This is a genomic window from Opitutus sp. GAS368, assembly GCF_900104925.1.
In the GTDB taxonomy this organism is placed as follows: domain Bacteria; phylum Verrucomicrobiota; class Verrucomicrobiia; order Opitutales; family Opitutaceae; genus Lacunisphaera.
The window spans coordinates 1,020,071-1,040,173 of the sequence record NZ_LT629735.1; the positions used below are offsets into that span (position 1 = coordinate 1,020,071).

General features: G+C 65.4%; 19 protein-coding genes. 8 read left to right on the forward strand and 11 right to left on the reverse strand.

What is annotated here, in order from left to right:
* Window positions 1–5: 5 nt before the first annotated feature.
* From BLU29_RS04395 to BLU29_RS04420, 5 genes are all read right to left on the reverse strand, one after another.
* Window positions 6–1,397: a hypothetical protein gene (locus BLU29_RS04395; protein WP_157693617.1), complete on the reverse strand. Its 1,392-nt coding sequence runs from the start codon at window positions 1,395–1,397 to the stop codon at window positions 6–8.
* 8 nt (window positions 1,398–1,405) lie between these two features.
* The gene (locus BLU29_RS04400) at window positions 1,406–2,725 is read right to left on the reverse strand and encodes a S41 family peptidase (protein ID WP_172830203.1); all 1,320 of its coding nucleotides are present in this window, start codon (window positions 2,723–2,725) and stop codon (window positions 1,406–1,408) included.
* A 456-nt stretch (window positions 2,726–3,181) separates the two neighbouring features.
* Window positions 3,182–4,576, reverse strand: a complete 1,395-nt coding sequence (locus BLU29_RS04410; RefSeq protein WP_157693618.1) for a patatin-like phospholipase family protein — start codon at window positions 4,574–4,576, stop codon at window positions 3,182–3,184.
* Window positions 4,577–4,743: 167 nt separating this feature from the next.
* Complete coding sequence (locus tag BLU29_RS18790; protein WP_091055446.1) at window positions 4,744–5,013, reverse strand: YkgJ family cysteine cluster protein; 270 nt, start codon at window positions 5,011–5,013, stop codon at window positions 4,744–4,746.
* Window positions 5,014–5,109: 96 nt separating this feature from the next.
* Entirely contained in the window at window positions 5,110–5,460 is a 351-nt protein-coding gene (locus BLU29_RS04420; protein WP_091055447.1) for a YciI family protein, read from the reverse strand.
* A gap of 254 nt (window positions 5,461–5,714) precedes the next feature.
* Between BLU29_RS04420 and BLU29_RS04425 the strand changes: the two genes are divergently transcribed.
* Window positions 5,715–6,182 carry a YiiD C-terminal domain-containing protein gene (locus BLU29_RS04425; RefSeq protein WP_197677764.1) on the forward strand — a complete coding sequence of 156 codons (468 nt, stop codon included), beginning with the start codon at window positions 5,715–5,717 and terminating at the stop codon, window positions 6,180–6,182.
* A 10-nt stretch (window positions 6,183–6,192) separates the two neighbouring features.
* A complete protein-coding gene (locus tag BLU29_RS04430; protein WP_091055451.1) occupies window positions 6,193–6,993 on the forward strand; it encodes a tetratricopeptide repeat protein in 801 nt (266 codons plus the stop codon).
* Between the two features lie 494 nt (window positions 6,994–7,487).
* Here the strand turns inward: BLU29_RS04430 and BLU29_RS04435 are convergent, their stop codons facing one another.
* Window positions 7,488–7,859, reverse strand: coding sequence for a dUTPase (locus BLU29_RS04435; RefSeq protein ID WP_091055453.1), 372 nt, complete (start codon window positions 7,857–7,859; stop codon window positions 7,488–7,490).
* A gap of 196 nt (window positions 7,860–8,055) precedes the next feature.
* Here BLU29_RS04435 and BLU29_RS04440 point away from each other — a divergent pair, with 196 nt between their 5' ends.
* From BLU29_RS04440 to BLU29_RS17875, 4 genes are all read left to right on the forward strand, one after another.
* Window positions 8,056–9,051: a hypothetical protein gene (locus BLU29_RS04440; protein WP_091055454.1), complete on the forward strand. Its 996-nt coding sequence runs from the start codon at window positions 8,056–8,058 to the stop codon at window positions 9,049–9,051.
* Between the two features lie 162 nt (window positions 9,052–9,213).
* Window positions 9,214–10,503, forward strand: a complete 1,290-nt coding sequence (locus BLU29_RS04445) for a UDP-N-acetylglucosamine 1-carboxyvinyltransferase (protein ID WP_091055456.1) — start codon at window positions 9,214–9,216, stop codon at window positions 10,501–10,503.
* Window positions 10,504–10,675: 172 nt separating this feature from the next.
* Window positions 10,676–11,719, forward strand: coding sequence for a Holliday junction branch migration DNA helicase RuvB (gene ruvB, locus BLU29_RS04450; protein ID WP_091055457.1), 1,044 nt, complete (start codon window positions 10,676–10,678; stop codon window positions 11,717–11,719).
* Window positions 11,716–12,516, forward strand: a complete 801-nt coding sequence (locus tag BLU29_RS17875; RefSeq protein ID WP_157693619.1) for a hypothetical protein — start codon at window positions 11,716–11,718, stop codon at window positions 12,514–12,516. Before ruvB ends, BLU29_RS17875 begins: the two co-directional genes overlap by 4 nt.
* 72 nt (window positions 12,517–12,588) lie before the next feature.
* Here the strand turns inward: BLU29_RS17875 and BLU29_RS04455 are convergent, their stop codons facing one another.
* The 5 genes from BLU29_RS04455 to creB all read right to left on the reverse strand — a co-directional run bounded on the left by BLU29_RS04455 (window position 12,589) and on the right by creB (window position 16,408).
* Window positions 12,589–12,975 carry a hypothetical protein gene (locus tag BLU29_RS04455; RefSeq protein WP_091055459.1) on the reverse strand — a complete coding sequence of 129 codons (387 nt, stop codon included), beginning with the start codon at window positions 12,973–12,975 and terminating at the stop codon, window positions 12,589–12,591.
* Between the two features lie 94 nt (window positions 12,976–13,069).
* Window positions 13,070–13,780, reverse strand: a complete 711-nt coding sequence (locus tag BLU29_RS04460) for an inner membrane CreD family protein (RefSeq protein ID WP_091055460.1) — start codon at window positions 13,778–13,780, stop codon at window positions 13,070–13,072.
* A complete protein-coding gene (locus tag BLU29_RS04465; protein ID WP_157693620.1) occupies window positions 13,777–14,031 on the reverse strand; it encodes a hypothetical protein in 255 nt (84 codons plus the stop codon). Before BLU29_RS04465 ends, BLU29_RS04460 begins: the two co-directional genes overlap by 4 nt.
* 193 nt (window positions 14,032–14,224) lie before the next feature.
* Window positions 14,225–15,589, reverse strand: coding sequence for a two-component system sensor histidine kinase CreC (gene creC, locus BLU29_RS04470; RefSeq protein ID WP_091055463.1), 1,365 nt, complete (start codon window positions 15,587–15,589; stop codon window positions 14,225–14,227).
* 129 nt (window positions 15,590–15,718) lie between these two features.
* On the reverse strand, window positions 15,719–16,408 hold the full coding sequence (gene creB / locus BLU29_RS04475; protein ID WP_091055465.1) for a two-component system response regulator CreB: 690 nt from the start codon (window positions 16,406–16,408) through the stop codon (window positions 15,719–15,721).
* A gap of 297 nt (window positions 16,409–16,705) precedes the next feature.
* Here creB and BLU29_RS04480 point away from each other — a divergent pair, with 297 nt between their 5' ends.
* Window positions 16,706–18,001 carry a glycosyltransferase gene (locus tag BLU29_RS04480; protein WP_231962310.1) on the forward strand — a complete coding sequence of 432 codons (1,296 nt, stop codon included), beginning with the start codon at window positions 16,706–16,708 and terminating at the stop codon, window positions 17,999–18,001.
* A gap of 2 nt (window positions 18,002–18,003) precedes the next feature.
* A complete protein-coding gene (locus tag BLU29_RS04485; protein WP_091055468.1) occupies window positions 18,004–20,103 on the forward strand; it encodes an HAD-IIB family hydrolase in 2,100 nt (699 codons plus the stop codon).

The window sequence follows — 20,103 nt, forward strand, 5'->3', positions numbered from 1 at the left end:
CGCGGTCAGTCCTTGCGCGGCTGGAAGATCGCGTCGTCGAGCGGCACATTGTGCCGCACGGATTCGATCGTCGTGATGATGTGCATCGCGGGATTATCAATGATGGTGCGGAAGGGCAGCCTCACGCCATCGACTTTGCGGAAATCGGAGAGATCCGCGGTGACCTTCAGCTGCCCGTCCGGGCCGGCCTGCATGAAGCTCTCCACCCGGACGATGTCGGAGGTGTTGACGTCAAAATAGAAGTTCCCCACCGGGCCGGCGAGGGTCGCCATGGCGATGCCCACGATGCGCCGGCCATGGTCCTCCTTTTCCTCCAGCATGCGCCGCAAAGGGCATTGTTCGCTCAGGCGCAGCGGACCCTCCAGGTCCGCGTTGCCGAGGAGCTGCTGGAGTTCTGCACCCTGCAGCGTGCGCGAGCCCTGCAGTTCGCTCCAAGCCCAGCCCACCTGGCCGTTGTAACCCTCAGCGGACGGACCCATGCCCGGCGTTTCCCGCTCCACCACCATCAGGTTGGGCCGCTTCTGCGAGACCGTGGCCGAAAGCTTCACTCCGGATGTGGTGATCTCGACCAATTCCCGGGTCACGCGGGTCTGAACCTGTTTCATCGCCTCCTGCCCCATGAGCAGGCGGTTGTTTTGCATGAGACGCTCCACCTGCTGGTCGTCCTCCATCGCCGCCCGGGACGGGGTGAACAGTTCCCGGTCCGTCGCTTCATTATATATGATGTCGCGCAGGATGACGAGGGTCGTCCGGCCGCCCAGGGTTCGCTTGACCCGGAAGGGCTCCTTGAGCCCGATGCCGGGCACCGTCCGGAAATCCGAACACTCCACCACCATGCGCCCGCCGGGAACGTCCGCCTCCAGGCGCACCCGCAAGCCGGTCTCGGGATCGAAAAACCACTTGGCCCTTACTCCTGACTGGGCGGCCAGTTCGACCACCTGCAGCTTCCGGCCGTCGATGGTTTCGTCCGGCAGCCGCTTTTGCACCGGGAAATACTGGAAGGTGTAGGCGGGCGCCCGGAAATCGAGCGCCGACAGGTTCATCGTGTGATCCTGGGCCGACAACTGCCCGAACCCGAGCTCGGCATTCCGCTGCCAGGCCTGCCGGCCGTCAAACGCCTGGGTCAGCCGGCCGTAGCGCGGCAGCACGTAGTCGTAGCGGTAACCCGCGCGGATATCGGCGCGGACCTCGGTTTCCAAGGGCGGCTGGCCGTTCCCGAAGTCAATCTGGCAGTGATAATCCACCGTCGTCAGCTGCGCGATTTTCCGCGCCCCGCCGAGCGCCTCCAGCCAGCGGGTGATGATCGCGCCGGCCGCGGGATCGGCGGCCGGAGCCTTTTCCTGCGCGACTCCGGGCGTCACGACTAACAGCAGCCCGGCGAGGCGCCATGCGGACACCCGCCGGTTCATGGCCGGGGCTCGGGGTTGTGGCGCTGGGCCTCAAGCCAGCGCCGCGCCGCCGACAACACGGGGTCGCGGCCGGCCGCCAGATCGGTCCGGGTGCGCGCCACGATCTGGTCCGGGATGACCCCATGTCCTTCGATCAGGATCCCGCGCGGGGTTTGGAGATCCGCGATGGCATACTGAAACAGATCGCCCGTCGGCAGGGCCTTGAACACGGAGGGCAACGCGGCGCCCGGGCTGGGTTCACCAAAGATGCGGGCGCGCCCCGCCTCCTGCAACCCGGCGGCCATGATTTCGCTGGTGGAGACCGAATCGCTGTCGATGAGGATCGCCACCGGCCCGAGAAACGCGCGCGGCTGCGGGCTCACGGTGAACCCGATGTGCCCCTGCCGCATGTGCATCGTGGCCAGCAGAAAAGTGCGGTCACTCAGCCAGCCGCTGATCCCCGCGGCCATGAGCGTGATGCCGCCGGGATTGCCGCGCAGGTCGATCACGAGCCCCCCGTCGGGCGGCACGGCGTTCAACGCGGTGCGGATTTCCTTCATGGCCTGCCGCGCAAACACGTTGAACCGCAGGTAAACGAGCCGGTCCTCCGCGTTGGCCTCGGCGACCGTCTCCACGGGGAACGAGGGGAAGTCGCCCATGGGCTCTGACCATTCGCCCTCCTGCGGCACGATGGTCAGCTCCGTCTCGCGGTCCTTCCCGTCCAGCCCCTGCAGGCGCAGCCGCACCTTGGTGCCTACCGCACCGCGCAGCCGACTCTTGACCAGCTGCGTCAGGTATAACCCGCAGCGCTCGTCGGTCACGTTGGCGGCGTGCAATTGTTTTTCCAGGGACTCCAGTTCCACCTGGTCGATCGCGCGAACCAGGTCACCGGGGCGGACGGCCGCCGTCACTTCGGGCCTCACCGTGCTGACCACCACTCCGCCCTCCGTATAGATCACGTCCACCAGCGAGGTGCCGTTGCGCCCGCGTTCCTCCGGCGTGAACACCGCCATCCCGCGCGGGAGGATCGAGAAGTGCGTGCGCCGCAATTCGCCCAGCATGCCCATCAGCAATCCGTTCAACGCTCCCTTGTCGGCGGCCTGTGGCAGCCTCGCGCGGTATTTCTCGCGGATGGCCGGCCAGTCGACGCCGCCAAACTGCGGATCGTAGTAGGACTCGTTCACGGTCTCCCAGACCACGTTGAAGGTTTTCTCCCGCAATTCGCTCCAAGCGTTCGCCGGTTCCTGGGCCGGGGCTGCGTCGGGCGCCGCCCGCGCGACCGTCAAAAGCATCAGCCCGACGACCCCGGCAAGCAATGTGCGCGATGCCTTCCGCATGGGCATTCAGGATTTTACCCGTCGGGGTGAAGTCAAGACCGCGCATCGGGGTGCGTCGCCCCCTCAAGTCCGGCGAGATGAGCCAGCGCCTCGTCTCGCTTCGTGTCGCACATGCTTTCCGTCGGACGCAGGCTCATGCACCCTCCACCGGGCGTTCGGGTTTGCCAAACAGCGCGCGGCGGAAGTCCGGCCGCGGCTGCACGCAGGGAATCTCCGCCGGCTTGCTATGTGTTTCCAATATATCTTTTTGGCCCGTCTCGCTCAAGCACCGCATATCATGCCGCGCCGCGTTACGCTTCGATGAATTCCCTTGGGCTCAAGGAAGGCCCTGCCTGGATCGCGCCTGGGTTCTCCGGGTTGGCGACACTGGCACAGAGCGCTGCCATTGGACGCGAACGGGGCGTCGAATCTGCCAAGCCTTGAGGGAATCGCCCGTCATGTTGGAACACGGCCCGCCTAATCCGATCGGCGGGTCGTTTTCAAGTCGGCTAAAAGCCGCTGATATTCCGGCGAATCGCGCAGGATTTCACCGGCGGCGGCGGTGAGCCGATCGACCGTGGCATCAGGGAGATTGAAGGTGGTCAGCAGGCTCCGAAAAAAGGACTTCTCCTCCTTGTCCCGAATGGCGTCGAATCCAACGTGAATCAGATAGTAGTCGGGCGGGATATCCGATGGGGTCTGTTTCTCCCGTTCGCTTTTCTTCCAGTCCTCCAAGGCATCGCGAAAATCCTCCAGCTCCTGGTAATCGGCCCGCGCTCCCGACTGATCCCCCAGGGTCAGGATTGACGTCAGGATGCTGGGAACGGCTTCACGCTTGTTCCATTCCTCCCCGCGGAAGGCGGCGGCGTTTACGACGATTGCGACCAGGCGCTTTGGCTGGCGCATGCCTCCCCGGGCGAGAAGTTTGGCTATGCCGCCGACGCCGATGGCATCATCCAGGAGACTCTCCAGGCCAAGATTGTCCGCATATCCGCCATCAACCAGGTGAATGTATGGCCGGTTCTTCGCGTCGGCATAGGAATGGAGGATGCCGAGAACCTGCCTCTCCCGATGTGACAACTGGGCCGCGTCCGGTTTCCGGATCAGGAAATCGGATTTTGCCGCACCGGGTGCACCGGCATAGTTTTTCACGGTCAACGGGGTCAGGACCAGCGGGATGGCAGAGGACGCCGCGACCGCCCGGGCGATGGGATAGTCATTCAGATCGGAGCTGATCAGGCCGAAGCGGGTGTCGTTGAAGATGAAGTGCTCGCCCGTGGCCATATCGGTCGAATTGATGGCGAGGTAGGGCCGGCCTCCGGCCTTGATCAGGTCGCCGAATTTGGCCCCGGAGAAAATATGACTGTCGTAGTATTCCGCGGCCAGGTCGCTCCGCCCGTAGTAAGGCGACAGCAACTTGGGCCACGTAAAAGGATTCAACACGCGCAACGCCAGAGCACCCTGGACGTTTTTCTTGAGGAAACGCGACTCGTAGTCCTCGAAAATCCGGTCATGATACAGGCAATAGTAGGCGGCGGTGAAACTCCCGCCCGATACCGCGGCCACCGCCTCCACATCGTCGAGCAGCCGGCGCGGCGGCCGGGAATTTGGCACCGGGGTCAGCGAGAGCTCCTTGAGCACGCCGTAAGAGAAGGCCGCGGCCCGGGTGCCGCCCCCGGAGAAAAATAACATGATTACCACACCGTCGTCATCCGCTTGTGGCGGACGCGGGACAAACCCGACCTGGTTCGACGCCGCGTCCGGGGTGAGCATCTTGTTGAGCGGCGCATGAACGCACGCTGTTAGAAACAGCACCAGAAGGCAGGCCGCACTGAAAGCCTTTCTCGTCATCGAGCCCGCCGAGAAAGCCATGAACTTGACGTTTTGTCCATTCCAGGCCTCGCCTGATAGCGGGGCAGTTTGGTTTGTTCGCTGTTGTAGGTCGGGGTTTTTTATCCCCGACAGACCGCGTGGTATGCCGGGCATAAAGCCCGACCTCCATCAAACTGACCCACTACCCCTTGCCTGGCGAACGCGAGTTACCCCCTACCCTGCTCCACCGAAGTGGCGCGCTCCAAGGCGCGCAAATAGTCCAAGGCCCCCTCTCTTGAGGTCCCACACATCTCTTGCGTAGGTCGGAGATTCACGCACACGGCCGGTCGCTCTGGCTTTCCGAATAGAGCACACCGCATGTCGGGCCGCAGCTGCACGCAGGGAATCCCCGCCGGCTTGCCGTGCAGCATGCCGGGGATCGGCGAAGAGATCGAGGGAGCGATGCAGCACGCGCCGCAGTTAGGCCGGCAATCCATGATCTTTTTAACCACGGATGACCCGGATATACACGGATGAAGTTCTCGTTCTCTTTTGATCCGTGCAATCCGTGGTGAAAAGGATCGGGCTTGATGTTATCGCGGCTTCACCGGGCGCACTTCCACCGCGAGGCGGTGGTCGAGTCCGGGGCAGCCGCGGGCGATGGCGACCGCCTCGTCCAGGCTCGCCGCGTTGATCAGGATGTAGCCCCCGACGATCTCCTTCGCCTCGGCGTAGGGTCCGTCGGTGATGACCGCGCCGCCCGGCCCGCGCAGGACCTTGCCGGTGGGCTCGAGCCCGTTGGTGCCCGCGACGATGCCCTTGGCGGAGAGTCCCTCCATCCATGTGCCGAAGCGCGCCATGATCTTTTGCAGCTCCTCCGGCGTGGGGCCGGGACCGGTGCCGGGCTGGTGGAGGAGCAGGAGATATTGGGAGGAGTGCGTCATGATTTTTTGGAGGGTTCATTAATACAACGAACGACCAAGGCGATTCCGGACAGGCCGGCTCGTTTTTGTGTCTTTTGCCCTGCTGTGCGCCGGATCCCCCGAAAGCGAAAAACTCCATGGCCACAAAAAGGCGCAAAAACGCACGAAAAATCTTCAAGCAAGGGGCCTTTCTTTTTGTGCACTTTTGTGCCTTTTTGTGGCCAAAACCTTTCTGTGTATTCCGTGTGTTCCGTGGTAATCCCTTTCTTCCATTCATGAGCGATCTGGTTCCCGAAAGTATGTCGGCGAAAGGCCTCGAGGCTTTCCTGCACGAGAAGATCCCGCTGACGCGCGCCATGGGCCTGCACGTCGCCGAGAGCAACGCCAGGCGGCTCGTGCTCGAGGCGCCGCTCGACCGGAATGTGAACCATCTCGGCACCGCGTTCGGCGGCTCGCTCCACGCCCTGCCCACCCTCGCCTGCTACGCGGGGCTCTGGACGCTGTTGCGCGAGGCCGGCATCGATGGCCACGTCGTGGTGAAGCGCAGCCAGGCTTATTACCGCGCCCCGGTCACCGGCACCCTCCGCGCCATCTGCATCCGCCCGCCGGCCGCAGTGGTGAAGGAATTCATCCGCGACCTGCAGCGCCACAAGAAGGCCCGCATGGAGCTCGAGGCCGTCGTCGAGGGCAAGGACGGCAAGCCCGCCGTCGAGTTTTCCGGCACCTTCGTGGCGGTGGTGTGAAAGGGGCACCATGAATATCTCACCCAAATACCTGGCCATTCTTACCCTCGTCGCAATATGCGGTCGCGCACAAATCCCGACCGACTTGCTGCAAAAGACCCAAGAGAAATACCTACGCGGCGACTATATGGGAGCCATCGTCGTGCTGGATCGGATTATCGAACTCCATCCGAATGTGGGCAACGGGTATGCTCTACGAGGCATGGCCAAAGAGAAAAATGGCGACACCATTGGGGCACTGGTCGATTACGCCGAAGCCATTCGGTTGCAGCCTACTGAGGCCAACTACTACGTCATGCGCGGGAAGCTTTTGGCAGCAACCGATCGCCATGCATCGGCGATCCGCGATTTTGATAAACTGATCGAACTGCAGCCCGCACAATCCGAAAGCTATATGTATCGTGGCAATGCCCGCGTTCACACGCGCGATTACCCAGGGGCGCTGGCGGATTTCAACAAAGCCCTGCTGTTCAGCCCGGACAAGCCGGAGGCCTATGTCTGGAGTGTCTATACTTTGCGCCTTATGGGAAGCCTGTCCGTAGCACTCGCTCGCGCAGACGAAACCATAAAACTCTTTCCCACTCACGCGGAAGCCTATTGGCAGCGAAGCGAGGTCAAGGTTGCCGACACCTCGAATCCCTCGCGCGTGGAGGCCGCACTGACGGACTTGGATGAAGCTATCCGGCTGACACCTGAAGATGCCCGATACTACAAGGACCGCGCCAACCTGAGATCCCTTTCCGGCGATATGGATGGGGCGCAAGCTGACGTAAATAAATACAACGAGTTGACACGTCCCAAGAAAAGATAGCGCTCGACTGGCAGTAAGTCAGGTCGCACGGCTCCAACTGCAAGAACACTTTGGCTTCGCACGCCGCGCGACGCCTGCTTGGCTTGGCGGACCCCGCCCATGAAACCCATCCGGTCCTGACCCTGGCCGCCGCGTTGCTTGTCGGTCCGGCGTTTGCCGAAACCGCCCCGGCCGCATTTCTCGTCACGATCAACGTCGGCGCCGCGTCAACCGCCGGACCGCTGCGCACCTTCTGGCGCTACTTCGGCGCCGACGAGCCGAATTATGCCACGATGAAGGACGACCAGAAGCTCCTCGGCCAGCTCGACGGGCTCGCCCGTCGCTCCCGATCCCAAGCAATACGCCGCGCTGGAGTTCAAGCTCCCGCGGCAGGGCGTGTCGCTTCTCGTCTTGGAATGGAATTGAGGTGGAACCCGGCTTCCAGACGGGTTTCGTCACCCACGAATTTTGAAAACGCGTGCCGAGGCCGCGTTCCACCTTCGCCCCACTCGGCCTCAGATGTGCTTCGAGTCGGCTTCGTCCTTCTTGACGTAGCCGCTCTCCTGCCGCTGGTGGTTCACGGCATTCTTCTTCACGTAGGCCTGGTAGACATCGTCCGGCGTCATGCCGAGGGTCTGCGCCAGCGATACCAGGAAGTGGAAAAGGTCCACGACTTCGACCTTGGCGTTCTGCTCGTCGAACTTCTGGTATTTGGCCCACCACTTCCATGGCACGCTGTCGATCAGCTCGGCCGTCTCCTGCTGCATGGCCCGGGTATAATTAAGGATCCACTTCGCCTTTTCCTCGTCGGTCGGCGGGGGCAGATTCACTCCAATGCGCTTATTCAGCGCATCTTGCATACGAAAGATCTCCTCAAGTTTGTCCATGGTTGGGGAGCGTGGGAGCCCCTCCGGCGGCTGGCAAGCCCGCCGCCCGGGAAAATTAAGTTGCCCTGCTGCTGTGAATAACCGACGTTGGCGCGTTATTGCCGCTGTTGAGCAAGATTTTCGAGCTCCGGCTGGCATCCACTACCCGCGCCGCCACCCCTTGGCAGGCGCTTTCAAACCAACAACATAGATAGACATGTCCTCCACAGAATCGTCCGGTGCTCCTGCCGAAGCCACCGCGACCACCCCGGCGCCTGACGCCGCGTTCCCTACATTCGGCTCCACCCGTGGCTCGGGCCTCGCCCGCGGTAAACGCCCGGCTGCCGGTCCCGCCGCCTCCACCGCGGCCGCCGCTGAATACACGCCGACCGCCATCGAAGTCGTCAACGCTCCGCGTGAATACCAGAATCCGTTCGCCCCGGCCGAAACGCCGGCGGCGTCCGTTCCCGCTCCGGCGCCGTTTGAACCGGCGCCGTTCGCCATCACCCCCGCCCCGGTCCGCGCTCCGCGCGCCCCGGAGGCTCCCACCCGCGAATATTCGGCCCCCGTGGCCGATGTCGCTCCGACCGCGGCTCCCGTCCACCAGGACGAGCCCGCGGAACTGAACATCCTCGAGCCGGCCCAGCAAAAGACCGCGCCCGCCCAGACCTGGGAGAGCGAAGGCTTCAAGCCCGCCCGCGAGCCCCGTTCGGACCGTCCGCGCCGCGAAGAGCGGAGCGAGCGTCCGGCCGACGAGCCGGTGGACATCGCCTCGATTCCCCCGCAGTTCCTCTATGTGCGCCCGGGCCACACCTATGTGCCCACCCCGCGCAACTACGGCGGCGCCCCGCGTGAGCGGAGCGAGCGTCCCGAACGCAGCGATCGTCCGGCCCATGGTTCTCCCGAGCGCGCCCTCGAGACCTCCGCGGAGGTTCCCGCCAAATCCGGCGGTTTCTTCGGCTGGCTGAAGTCCCTCTTCGGCGGTTCTTCCTCCCCGCAACCCGCCGCGGCGCCCAGCGCCCACGGCGAGTTCCAGCGCGAAGGCGGCCAGCGTCGTCACCGGGGCGGCCGCAATCGCGGCGGCCAGGGTGGCGGTTATCAGGGCGGCGGCGAAGGTGGCCGTGGTCGCGGCCGTGGTGGCCGTGGTCGCGGCGGCTTCCGGGGCGAGCGCTCCGGCGGCGGCGGCGAAGGCAGCCGCCAGGGCGGCATCTGAGCCACTTAAACCTTGCTCCGCGCGCCCCGCGCGAATCGATTCAAAGGCGTCCGCTTCCGCGGACGCCTTTTTCTTTGCCGGTTGTAGGAGCCTGCTTGCAGGCGACCATGGCCGCGAACGACCAAGGCCTCGCCTGCAAGCAGGCTCCCACACTTTCCGACGATGTCCGATCTCATCATCCACGGCGGCAAACCCCTGAGCGGCACCATCACACCGTCGGGCAACAAGAACTCCGTCCTGCCCATTCTTTGCGCGACGCTGCTCACGGACGCCAAGGTCGTCCTCCGCAACGTCCCGCACATCACCGACGTCGAGAAGCTCGTGAACTTCTTCGCCGAGCAGGGCTCGGTGGTCGCGTGGGACCGCGCCGCCGGCACCATCGCGCTCGATCACTCGGCCTTCGACGCCGGCCGCCTCAACGGCGAGCTGCCCGCCGGCATGCGCTCGTCCGTCCTGCTGTTCGCGCCGCTGTTGCAGCGCATGAAGAAGATCACGCTGCCGACCAACGCCAAGGGCTGCTCGCTCGGCATCCGCGAACTCGATCCGCACCTCGAGATCCTCGAAAAACTCGGCGCGAAGGTGACGCACAACGGCGACCTGAAGCTGTCGCTCAAGGGCCGCTTCACGGGCGCCCGCCACTGGCCGGACTACATGTCGGTCACCGCCACCGAGAATTTCGTCATGGCCGCCGTCCTCGCCGAGGGCGAGTCGGTCCTCCTCAACGCCGCGAGCGAGCCGCACGTGCAGGACCTCTGCGCCGTGCTCGCCGCCATGGGCGCGAAGATCACCGGCCTCGGCACCAGCCAGCTCACCGTCACCGGCGTGGCGAAGCTCAAGGGCGGCGTGTTCACCATCAACACCGACCACCACGAGGTCGTCACCTTCCTCGCGCTCGGCGCCATCACCGGCGGCGAGGTGCGCGTGAAAAACTCCGTGCCGCAGCACTTCGATCTCATCAACCGCTCCTTCGCCAAGCTGGGCGTGAAGGTGGAATACGACGGCGACACCGCCTTCGTCCGCAAGAAGCAGAAGCTGGTCGTCACCGAGCCCTTCACCTCGAACCTGCTGCCGAAGATCGAGGCCGCGCCGTGGCCGTATTTCCCCGTCGACCTGCTGCCGGTCATGATCGCGCTGGCCGTCCGCGCCGAGGGCACGGTGATGTTCTGGAACAAGGTCTACGAGGGCGGCTTCACCTGGATGTCCGAGCTGTCGAAGTTCGGCGCGCACATCGTCGTCAGCGACCCGCATCGCATCACGGTCTTCGGCGCCAAGCCGCTGCGCCCGGCCAACGCCGAGGCGCCTTACATCATCCGCGCCGCCGTTGCGCTCTACATGGTCGCCGCCAGCATCCCGGGGAAGTCGGTGGTCAAGAACGCCGACACCATCAAGCGCGCCCACCCGAACTTCGTGGAGAACCTCCGCAGCCTCGGCGCCGAAGTGGAGTGGAAGTGATTCTGATCCATTTCACAGAGATCACTGAGCCCAGCCCACAGAGTTCACAGAGCAAAAACCCCTTCCCTGTTTAATGAGTCGTTTCCGACTAAACCGCCACTTGCTGCACAGCCTCCCTGTCCTCTGTGCGTCAGGCTCTGTGCCCTCTGTGTAATCGGATCGGAAACACCTTATGGCTCAGAACGACTCCAACCCCAAGGGCTCCGACTTTCTCACCACGGCCCTGACGTCCCCCGTTTCGCCGGCCGAGGCCGCGCTGCGCCCGCTTTCGTTCGCCGACTTCGCCGGCCAACCCAAGACCGTCGAGCGCCTCAAGGTCATGGTCGGCGCCGCCAAGCGGCGCGGCGAGGCCCTGAACCACATTTTGCTCTCGGGCCCGCCGGGCCTCGGCAAGACCACCCTTGCCTTCATCCTCGGCCACGAGCTCGGCCGCAACGTCCGCGTCACCTCCGGCCCCGTCATCGAGAAAGCGGGCGACCTCGCCGGCCTGCTGACCAACCTGGAGGAGGGCGACATCCTCTTCATCGACGAGATCCACCGCATTCCGAAGACCGTCGAGGAGTATCTCTACTCCGCGATGGAGGACTTCCGCCTCGACATCATGATCGACCAGGGACCCAACGCCCGCAGCGTGCGTCTCTCGATCCCGAGGTTCACGCTCATCGGCGCGACCACCCGCTCCGGCCTGCTCACCGCGCCGCTGCGCTCGCGCTTCACGCTCAACACCCGCCTTGACTACTACGAGCGCAGCACGCTCGAGGGCATCGTCCGCCGCAGCTGCGGCCTGCTCAAGGTCGAGCTCGACGACGGCGGCGCGCAGGAAATCGCCAAGCGCGCCCGCGGCACGCCGCGCATCGCCAACAACCTCGTCAATTTCTGCCGCGACTATGCTTCCGAGAAAGCCCAAGGCCGGATCACGCAGCCCGTCGCCGCCGCCGCGCTCGAACTTTTAGAAATCGACGCCGCCGGCCTCGACGAGATGGACAAGCGCGTGCTGCGCCTGATGGCGGAGAATTACGCCGGCGGCCCCGTCGGCCTTGGCACCATCGCCATCGCCGTCGGCGAGGAGGCGGAGACGCTCGAGGAAGTCCACGAGCCGTTCCTCATCCAGGAAGGATACCTGGCCCGCACGGCGCAGGGCCGCATCCTCACGGCGAAGGGCTACGGCGCCATCGGGCTGAAAGCCGTTACGGGTGATCAGCAGACGCTGCTGTGAAGGCTCATCATCCGCTCCTCAAGGCGTGGAATCGATTCTCCCCGAGAAAGGGGAGCAACATTCTTAACGGAGATGAAAAACTCCTCGAACCCTACAAGGGCAGATCTCTTGTCCATCAATACTCAAGTTTTGACAGCTACATTGCCGATCCCAACTTCTCTCAGCCGGAGAAAGCGCATATGCTGCATTTGGGGCTGATACCCGTCCCTTTTGTGGGAAACCTCCAAAGCGCCAAAGTCTTCATATTGATGCTGAATCCTGGATTCAGTGAAGTGGACTATTACTCGGAAACACATTGTTCAGATTTTCGATCAGCCCTAGTAGATTCCTTGAGACAGAGAATTCATCCCAATGATTTCCCGATGATTAGTCTGAACCCGCGATTCGCTTGGACCGGTGGCTATCGATATTGGAGCGCAAAGTTAGACAAGGTGCTTATGGCGGCTTGCAAGCATCGCCGCTTCAGCTGGACAGACGCACTGCGCTTTGTTTCCAGGAATCTAGCCTGCATAGAGCTTTATCCTTATCACTCCAGAAGCTTCCACTTACCAGCCTCCGTCAAAAACTCCTTGTTGAGTGCCAAGCTAGCAAAAACCTACGTTCACGATGTGCTGGTTCCCAAAGCCCGTAGTGGTGCGGCAACCATTATTGTCACGCGAAAGGGCAGCGAGTGGGATTTACCGCATCACAGAAACATCGTCGTCTATAATTCCTCAGAAAGCCGCGCCGCACACCTAACACTGAATACAAGCGGGGGAAGAAAAATCTCTGAGTTCCTAAATCTGCCTGTTTCTTAACGCCACGATCTCATTTCCTCCACCATCAAGTCCACGCGGATCAAACCAGCAGACACTGCTTTAGGCCGCATGCTACCATAGCGGTCGCGTGGCCTCCTCGACGTAGGGATAGATTTCGTCGGCAATCCAGTAGCAGGTGAGCATCAGGGCGAACAGCGTGCCGGAAACCCAGAGCAGCCAGCGCCACTGCCGCCAGAGCGGGCGCAGTTCGGTGTGCTGCAGCAGCAGGTCGACCGGATACGCCGCGCAGTAGAGCACGTTGGCGATCGCCGCCAGCACCAGCAGCAGCAGGCCGCCGCGCCACGTGAAGGCGGGCGCGAAATGCGGCCAGGTGAGGACGACCCACGTCACGGTCACGATGGCGAGCACGGCGTTGTAGCCGAGGCGGCCCAGTTCCCAGAACTTCAGGGCATCCTTGATGATCGCCGGCGACGGTGGATCGGGTTGAGTTGGATTCATGTTGTTTCCGGCTTGGGCCGGCCGGCGCTTTTCAAGAGCACCGGCCGGCGTCGCACAACTCCCTGGCCCGCGACGCGGGCGGGAGAAATCAGCTTTAAGGCGCGGCCTCCTTGCCCGCCTCCTGGGCGAACCAGTCGACGTTGCGGGTAAAGAACATCAGCCCGGCCAGGGCGGCGAACAGCGCCGCCGTGCCGGCGAGCAACGCGTAGTCCTCCATCCGCAGCACCACGTAGAGCACGCTGTGCTCGACGGCCAGCAGCACCGCGATCGAGGAGGCCCGGCCATAGCTGTGCAGGATCGAGATGCTGTAGCAGACGATGAGCAGCGACGACGCCACCGCGGCGCCGACATACGCCAAGCCCGGCGTCAGCACCTCGCCGAGCGCCAACAAGGCCAGGTAGAAAAGGCAGAGCGCCGCGCCGACCAGGCCGTAGTGCACCGCGTGCAACCGCAGACCCGCGAGGGTCTCGAACAGGAAGAACGCCGTGAACACGAGCGTCAGCACCAACACGCTGTGCTTGAGCGAGCGCTCGACCATGCGGTAGCCCTCGGCCGCGGCGACGGCGGGATTGTAGTCCGGCTCGGGGGCGGCCACCCGGCGGTCCTCCCCGCCGCGGACCAGCACCGCCACGGCCTGCCGTGCGTGGGCGGCCTCGCGGTTGGCGCTGCGTTCCTGCCGCAGGTTGTTGACGAGGTTGAGCGGCACGTGCAGCAGCAGCACGAGGATGCCGATCAGCAGCAGTTTGACGGTTACCTGGCTGCGGCTCCGGGCTGGAGCGGAAATGACGGGAGGTTCGGCGTTCATCGACCACCCCCGTTCTCATCGCTGGTGCGCGACGCGATCCACATCAGGCCGAGGAAGGTCGGCGCCGCGTAGGTGTAGAAGCGATACAGGGTGTCGCTGACCGAGTGCGACTGGCGGTCGATGGCCAAGAAGACCTGGGCGACGAACGCGAGGGCGGCCAGGACCGTGACAAAACCGAGCGGGTGCACCGGCCGGTAAAGCCACCCCCAGCGTTTGAACCAGGGGGAAGGGACAAATTGTGCGGTATCCATGCCACCATCCTGCCCGGCCTGTGTGAAGCCAGTGTGAAGTCCGAATGAAATCGGCGGGAATTCATTCGAATCATTGGCCACGAAGAGGCACAAAGATAATTTCGGCCGACAGCGGAATTCCACCGCGCGCCTATAGGCGCCTTGCAGGTCTCATCCGCCCGCAGTGTTTTTTGTGCCTTTTTGTGGCAATCCCTCAGGAGACCGGCACCCATAGCGTTGCACACGCCCCGCCGTCGGGCCGGTTGGTGAGCGTGGCCTCGCCGCCGTGCAGGTGGGCGATCTCGCGCACCAGCGCCAGCCCGAGACCGGTGCTCTTTTTCTCGGAGCCCGGGCGCGGCAGCGAATAGAACCGCTCGAACACCCGCGCCAGCGCGTAGTCCGGCACCCCCGGTCCCCGGTCCTCGACCACAAACTCCACCCGGCCCGGTCCCGGCCGCACCGTGAGCGTCACCTCGCCGCCGGCCGGCGAAAACTCCAGCGCGTTTTGCAGCAGGTTGACCAGCGCCTCGCGCAGCAGGACCGCCTCGCCCCGGATCGTCGTCTCGCCCCCGGCCGCGAGCTTCAACCCGATCCCGCGCGCCGCGCCGGCCGGCCGCACCACGTCGACCGCCTCCGCGGCCACCCGGCCGGCGGACAGGGTTTCGGTCTGGCGCAGCTGCTTGCGCGCCTCGAGTGACGAAAGCTCGAGCAGCCGGTCGATGATCCGGTGGATGCGGGCCGACTCGCTCCGGATATTGCCGAGAAATTTCTGCCGCTGCTCCACCGGCATGGCCTCGTCCAGCAATTCGGCCGCGCCGCGGATCGCCGCCAGCGGCGCCTTCACCTCGTGGGCCAGCGCCTGCGTGTAGCGCTCGACGTGCTGCCGGCCCTCGAGCGCGTCCCGCATCTCCTCGAACGCGCGGCTGAGCTCGGCAATCTCCGTCGCCCGCGATTGGGGCGGCGCAGGCCCGCGACCGTCCCGGACATTCCGGACGTAGGCCGTCAGGCGCTCAAGCGAACGCGTCAGGCGCGCGGCGATCCACCAGCCGGCCACCACCATGACGAGGCCGATCGCGCCCGCCGACCAGACCAGTTGCCAGCGGGCGTGGCTGATGCCCTCGGCCACGGTGGCCAGCGGCCGACCGACTCCGACCCAGCCCACTAGGGCGCCTTCCCGCCGCACCGGCGCCGCCACCCGCAGCTCGTTGCCGACCTCGGCTACGTTGGTCACGGTGTAATTCTCGGATGCCACGCGGCCGCCGCCGGTCATCGTCCAGGCATAAGTCCGGCCCACGTCGCGCCCGGCCGAATCGAACAGCACGCGGCCGGTCCGGTCGCAGGCAAACACCCGGAGCAGGTTGGGCTGCGCCGGCATCGCAGCCAGTCGCTTGGCCCAATCGTTGCCCGGCGCGCCGGGCGCGGCGAAGCCCGCCATGAGCGCCGCCGTGTCGCCCAAGGTGCGCCGCATCGATTCCACGTAGCGCAAGCGCACGTCGCGCAGCACCAGCGCCATCACGGCCGCAAACCCGATGAGCGTCGCCCCCACGTAGACGGAGAAGATCGCCGTGCGGATCTTCATGCCAGGAATACGACCAATCTGATTTTACACCAAGGCCGCAAAGGCAGCAAAGGATCCGTCTGTTGAAATGCAGGCCGGCTTCGCGACCTTTGCGGCCTTGGTGTAGAAGGTCCGTTGCCGTGCATGGTCTTATGCTTCCCGCAGCGAATAACCCAGCCCGCGGTGCGTCACGATCGGGTCGGCCTCGGGCCCGGCCTCGCGGAGCTTGGCCCGGAGCATCTTGATGTGCGCGTCCACCGTGCGGTCGAGCGCAGCGCCGGGATCGTCCCACGCCGCCGTCATCAGCTGCTCGCGGCTGAACACCCGGCCGGGCGCCGCCAGCAACGCGCCAAGCAGACGGTATTCGTTGCGGGTCAGGTCGAGCGGTTTCCCCCGGAAGCTGATCCGGCACTTCGCCGTGTCATGCGTCCAGCCGGCCGGCGCATTCCCGGCCCCGACCCGGTCGGGGTTGCTCCGGCGCAGCACGGCGCGGATGCGGGCCGTGAGTTCGCGCGGGCTGAAGGGCTTGGCCAGATAATCGTCGGCGCCGAGCTCCAGCCCAACGACCTTGTCCACCTCGCCGCTGCGGGCCGTCAGGAAAATCACCGGCACGGCGTGCCGCCGGCGCAGTTCGCGGCAGACATCAAAGCCGTTCATGTCGGGCAGGCCGACGTCGAGCACGACAAACGCGACCGGCTCCTTCGCCAGCACCGCCAGCGCCTCCCGCCCGGTGGTTTTCCAGACCGGCGCAAAACCTTCGGTCGCCAGCGCATAGACGATCGTCTCGGCGATGGCGGCCTCGTCTTCCACGACGAGGATGGTCTGGCGCGACGGCGGCATGGCGGCACTTTGCGGGGCCGTCCGGCGGGAGGCAAGTGCCCCGCGCCGGGAAATAATGGGGCACCTCCCGCCGCCGCGCCTGTCGGTGAAACGGGGTCGTCCGCCCCTTCCAGCCCGAGCCACCCCCGGTGCACCCGGCGAGAAAGACGGACGGCGTCACCGCCCCGGAACCTCCGGGGCCGCGGTCCCGGCCGCGTCAACGCCAACCCGCTGCCGCCGGCGACTCAGCCGGCGGGGGCCAAATCCATCACCATCATGCTAGGATTGAATCCTGAGTCTGCGTTACCGCGCATCGGCATGGTCTCCACCCACGGCTACGTCGCCGCCGAACCCCCGCTGGGGGCGGCCGACACCGGCGGCCAGGTGGTCTATGTCCTCGAACTGTCCAAAAAACTCGCCCAGCTCGGCTTCGAGGTCGACATCTGGACGCGCCGCTTCGAGGACCAGCCGGAGATCGACGTGGTCAACGACCGCGTGCGCGTCCTCCGCGTGCCGTGCGGCGGCCGCAACTTCCTCGACAAGGAATACCTCGTCCGCCACCTCGGCGAATGGGCCGAGCACGCCCTCCGCTTCATCAAAAAGCACGCCCTCCAATACCAGTTCTTCGACAGCCACTATTGGGACGCCGGCTTCGCCACCCAGCGCCTGGCCGAGGCACTGGACGTCCCGCATGTGCACACCCCGCACTCGCTGGGCGCCTGGAAAAGACAGCTCATGGAAAAGGATTTCCCGGACGACGTCGCGAACTTCGAGCAGAAGTATAACTTCACCCAACGGATCAAGGAGGAGCGGCTGCTCTACCGCACCTGCGCCCAGGTCATCGCCACCACGCCCGACCAGGTGGACATGATCGTGAAGGACTACGGCGCCCCCGCCGCGCAGGTGGCCATGATCCCGCCGGGCTACGACGACAACCGTTTCTTTCCGGTCAGCGCCGCCTCGCGCGAGGCCGTCCGCACCCGGCTTGGCTTCCGGGGCCGGGTCATCCTCGCGATCGGCCGGCTCGCCCGCAACAAGGGCTACGACCTGCTGCTGAACGCCTTTGCGATCGTCGCCTCCCGCCTGCCCGACGCCGTCTTGCACCTCGCCGTCGGCGGTCTTGAGCCGAACGCCAAGGAGCAGGCGCTCCTCGACGACCTCCAGGCGCAGGCCGGCACCCTCGGCCTGGCGGAGCGCGTGAAGTTCGCGGGCTTCATCGCCGACGCCGACCTGGCGGATCACTACCGGGCGGCCGACGTCTTCGTGCTCAGCAGCCGTTACGAACCCTTTGGCATGACGGCCATCGAGGCGATGGCCTGCGGCACCCCGGCGGTGGTCACCACCCAGGGCGGCCTCTACCGCGCCGTCACCTTCGGCCGGCATGCGCTCTACGCCGACCCCTTCGACCCGGAGGACCTCGGCATCTCCATCGTGAAGGTGCTCAAGCACCCGCGCCTCTCCGCCCGCCTCTCGCGGATGGGCGCGCACAAGGCCCGCAGCCTCTTCACCTGGACGGGCATCGCGCAGCAGCTCGTCAGCCTCATCGAGGCGCGCGCCACCACCCTCGCCTTCTCCGACAACGAATGGGACGAACCGTGGAACGACGGGGACTGAGCATGAGCCCTTCCATCCGCCTCTTCAGCGCCGACCTCGACGGCACCCTGCTCGGCAATCCCGAGTCCAGCCAGCGCTTCAAGACGGCCTGGACCGCCCTCGCGGCCGAGGCCCGCCCGCTGCTGGTCTACAACAGCGGGCGGCTCGTCGACGACCTGCGCCGCTTCGTGGACGACGGCACGCTGCCGCCGGCCGACTACTACATCGGCGGTGTCGGCACGCAGGTGTTCGACGTGCCGGCCGGCCGCATGCTCGATGAGCTGCACGTCCACCTGGCCGACGGCTGGGACCGGGTGCGGGTGCGGGAACTCGTGGCGCAGTTTCCCGGCGTCCGGCCGCAGCCGGACGAGTTCCAGCACGAGTTCAAGTCGAGCTGGTTCCTCGACGGGGCCCGGCCCGAGGACATCCGCGAACTCCGGCGCCGGCTCGGCGAGGCCCGGCTCGGCGTGAAGCTCGTCTATTCCAGCGGCCGCGACCTCGACGTGCTGCCGCGCCACGCCACCAAGGGCGGGGCGCTGCGCTGGCTGTGTGCGCGGCTGCAGATCCCCCTCGAGACCGTGCTCGTCGCCGGCGACACCGGCAACGACGCCAGCATGTTCCGCCTGCCGGGCGTGCGCGGCATCATCGTGGAGAACGCCCTGCCCGAGCTCTACGAGGCCACGGTGGATGTGCCAACCTACAGCTCGCGCCAGATCCTGGCCGACGGCGTGCTCGACGGCCTCTGCCACTACGGCGTCGTCTGCGTGCTGCCGACCAAGGAGAAGACCCGCCAGACCCGCGCCAAGATGGAGCCCGGCTTCCGGATGCTCTTCACCGGCACCAAGCTCGGCTCGCTCAGCGACAAGGAGAAGGTCTTCCTCGCCACCGCCTACGAGCAGGCCCTGCTCGCCCTGCAGAAGAACATCACGCCGCTCGGCTTCTCCGCCTGCTCCCTCGCGGACAACACCGTCACCGGCACGGACGTGAACTACCGCAGCGTGTGGGCGCGCGACGGCGCCATCACGGTCTGGAACACCCTGCAGGTGCAGGACGAGGAGGTGCTGTCCGCCGGCGTGCGCACGCTGGAAACGCTGCTCAGCGCCACCACGCCCACCGGCCAGATCCCCGCCAACGTGCGCATCGACGACGGCCAGCCGGACTATTCCGGCGTCGGCAGCATCTGCTCGATCGACAGCGGCCTCTGGCTCCTCATCGCCGTGCACAACTACGCCATGCGCACCGGCGACCACTCCCTGCTCTACCGGCACGCCGACCGCCTGCAGTCCATCATGAACTGGCTCAGCGCACACGACAGCAACAACGACGGCCTGCTCGAGATCCCCGAGGCCGGCGACTGGACCGACCTCTTCGGCCGCAGTTACAACGTGCTTTACGACGAGGTGCTCTGGTATCGGGCCAACGTCTGCTACGGCCGCATCCTCGAGCTGATGGGCCAGCACGCGCGCGCCACCGACTACCTCCGCTGGTCGCAGCGCATCCGCACCCGCGTGCTCGACGTCTTCTGGCCCACCACCAAGGCCGGCGACCCCGCGGGGCCGCCGGCCAACCAGAACCGCTTCGCCGACCGCCAGAGCGGCCTGGGCGACACCCAATACCTGCTGGCCGAGATCACGCCCTTCGCCTTCAACTGGCGCTGCGACGTTTACGCCAACGTCCTCGCGTTCCTCATGAACCTGCTCGACGTGGACCGCGCCCGCACCGCGTTCCGTTTCATGTGGGGGGTCGGGGTGAACCAGCCGTGGCCCGTCGCCAACCTCTATCCGGTCGTGCAGGCGGGCGACCCCGACTGGCGCGCCTATTACACGGTCAACCTGCTCAACCTGCCGCACCATTACCACAACGGCGGCATCTGGCCGTTCATCGGCGGCATGTGGGTGCGCTTCATCCACCGGCTCGGCTTCCACGAGGTCGCCTGCCGCGAACTGGTGCGGCTCGCCCAGCTCAACCAGCTCGGCCGCGACCAGGAGTGGGAATTCAACGAGTGGGCCCACGGCACGACCGGCCGGCCCATGGGCAAGGCGTTCCAGGCGTGGAGCGCCGCGTCCTTCATCCGCGCCTGCCAGGAGGTCGAGGCCGATCCCAAGAACCTCGGCGAAGCCTGA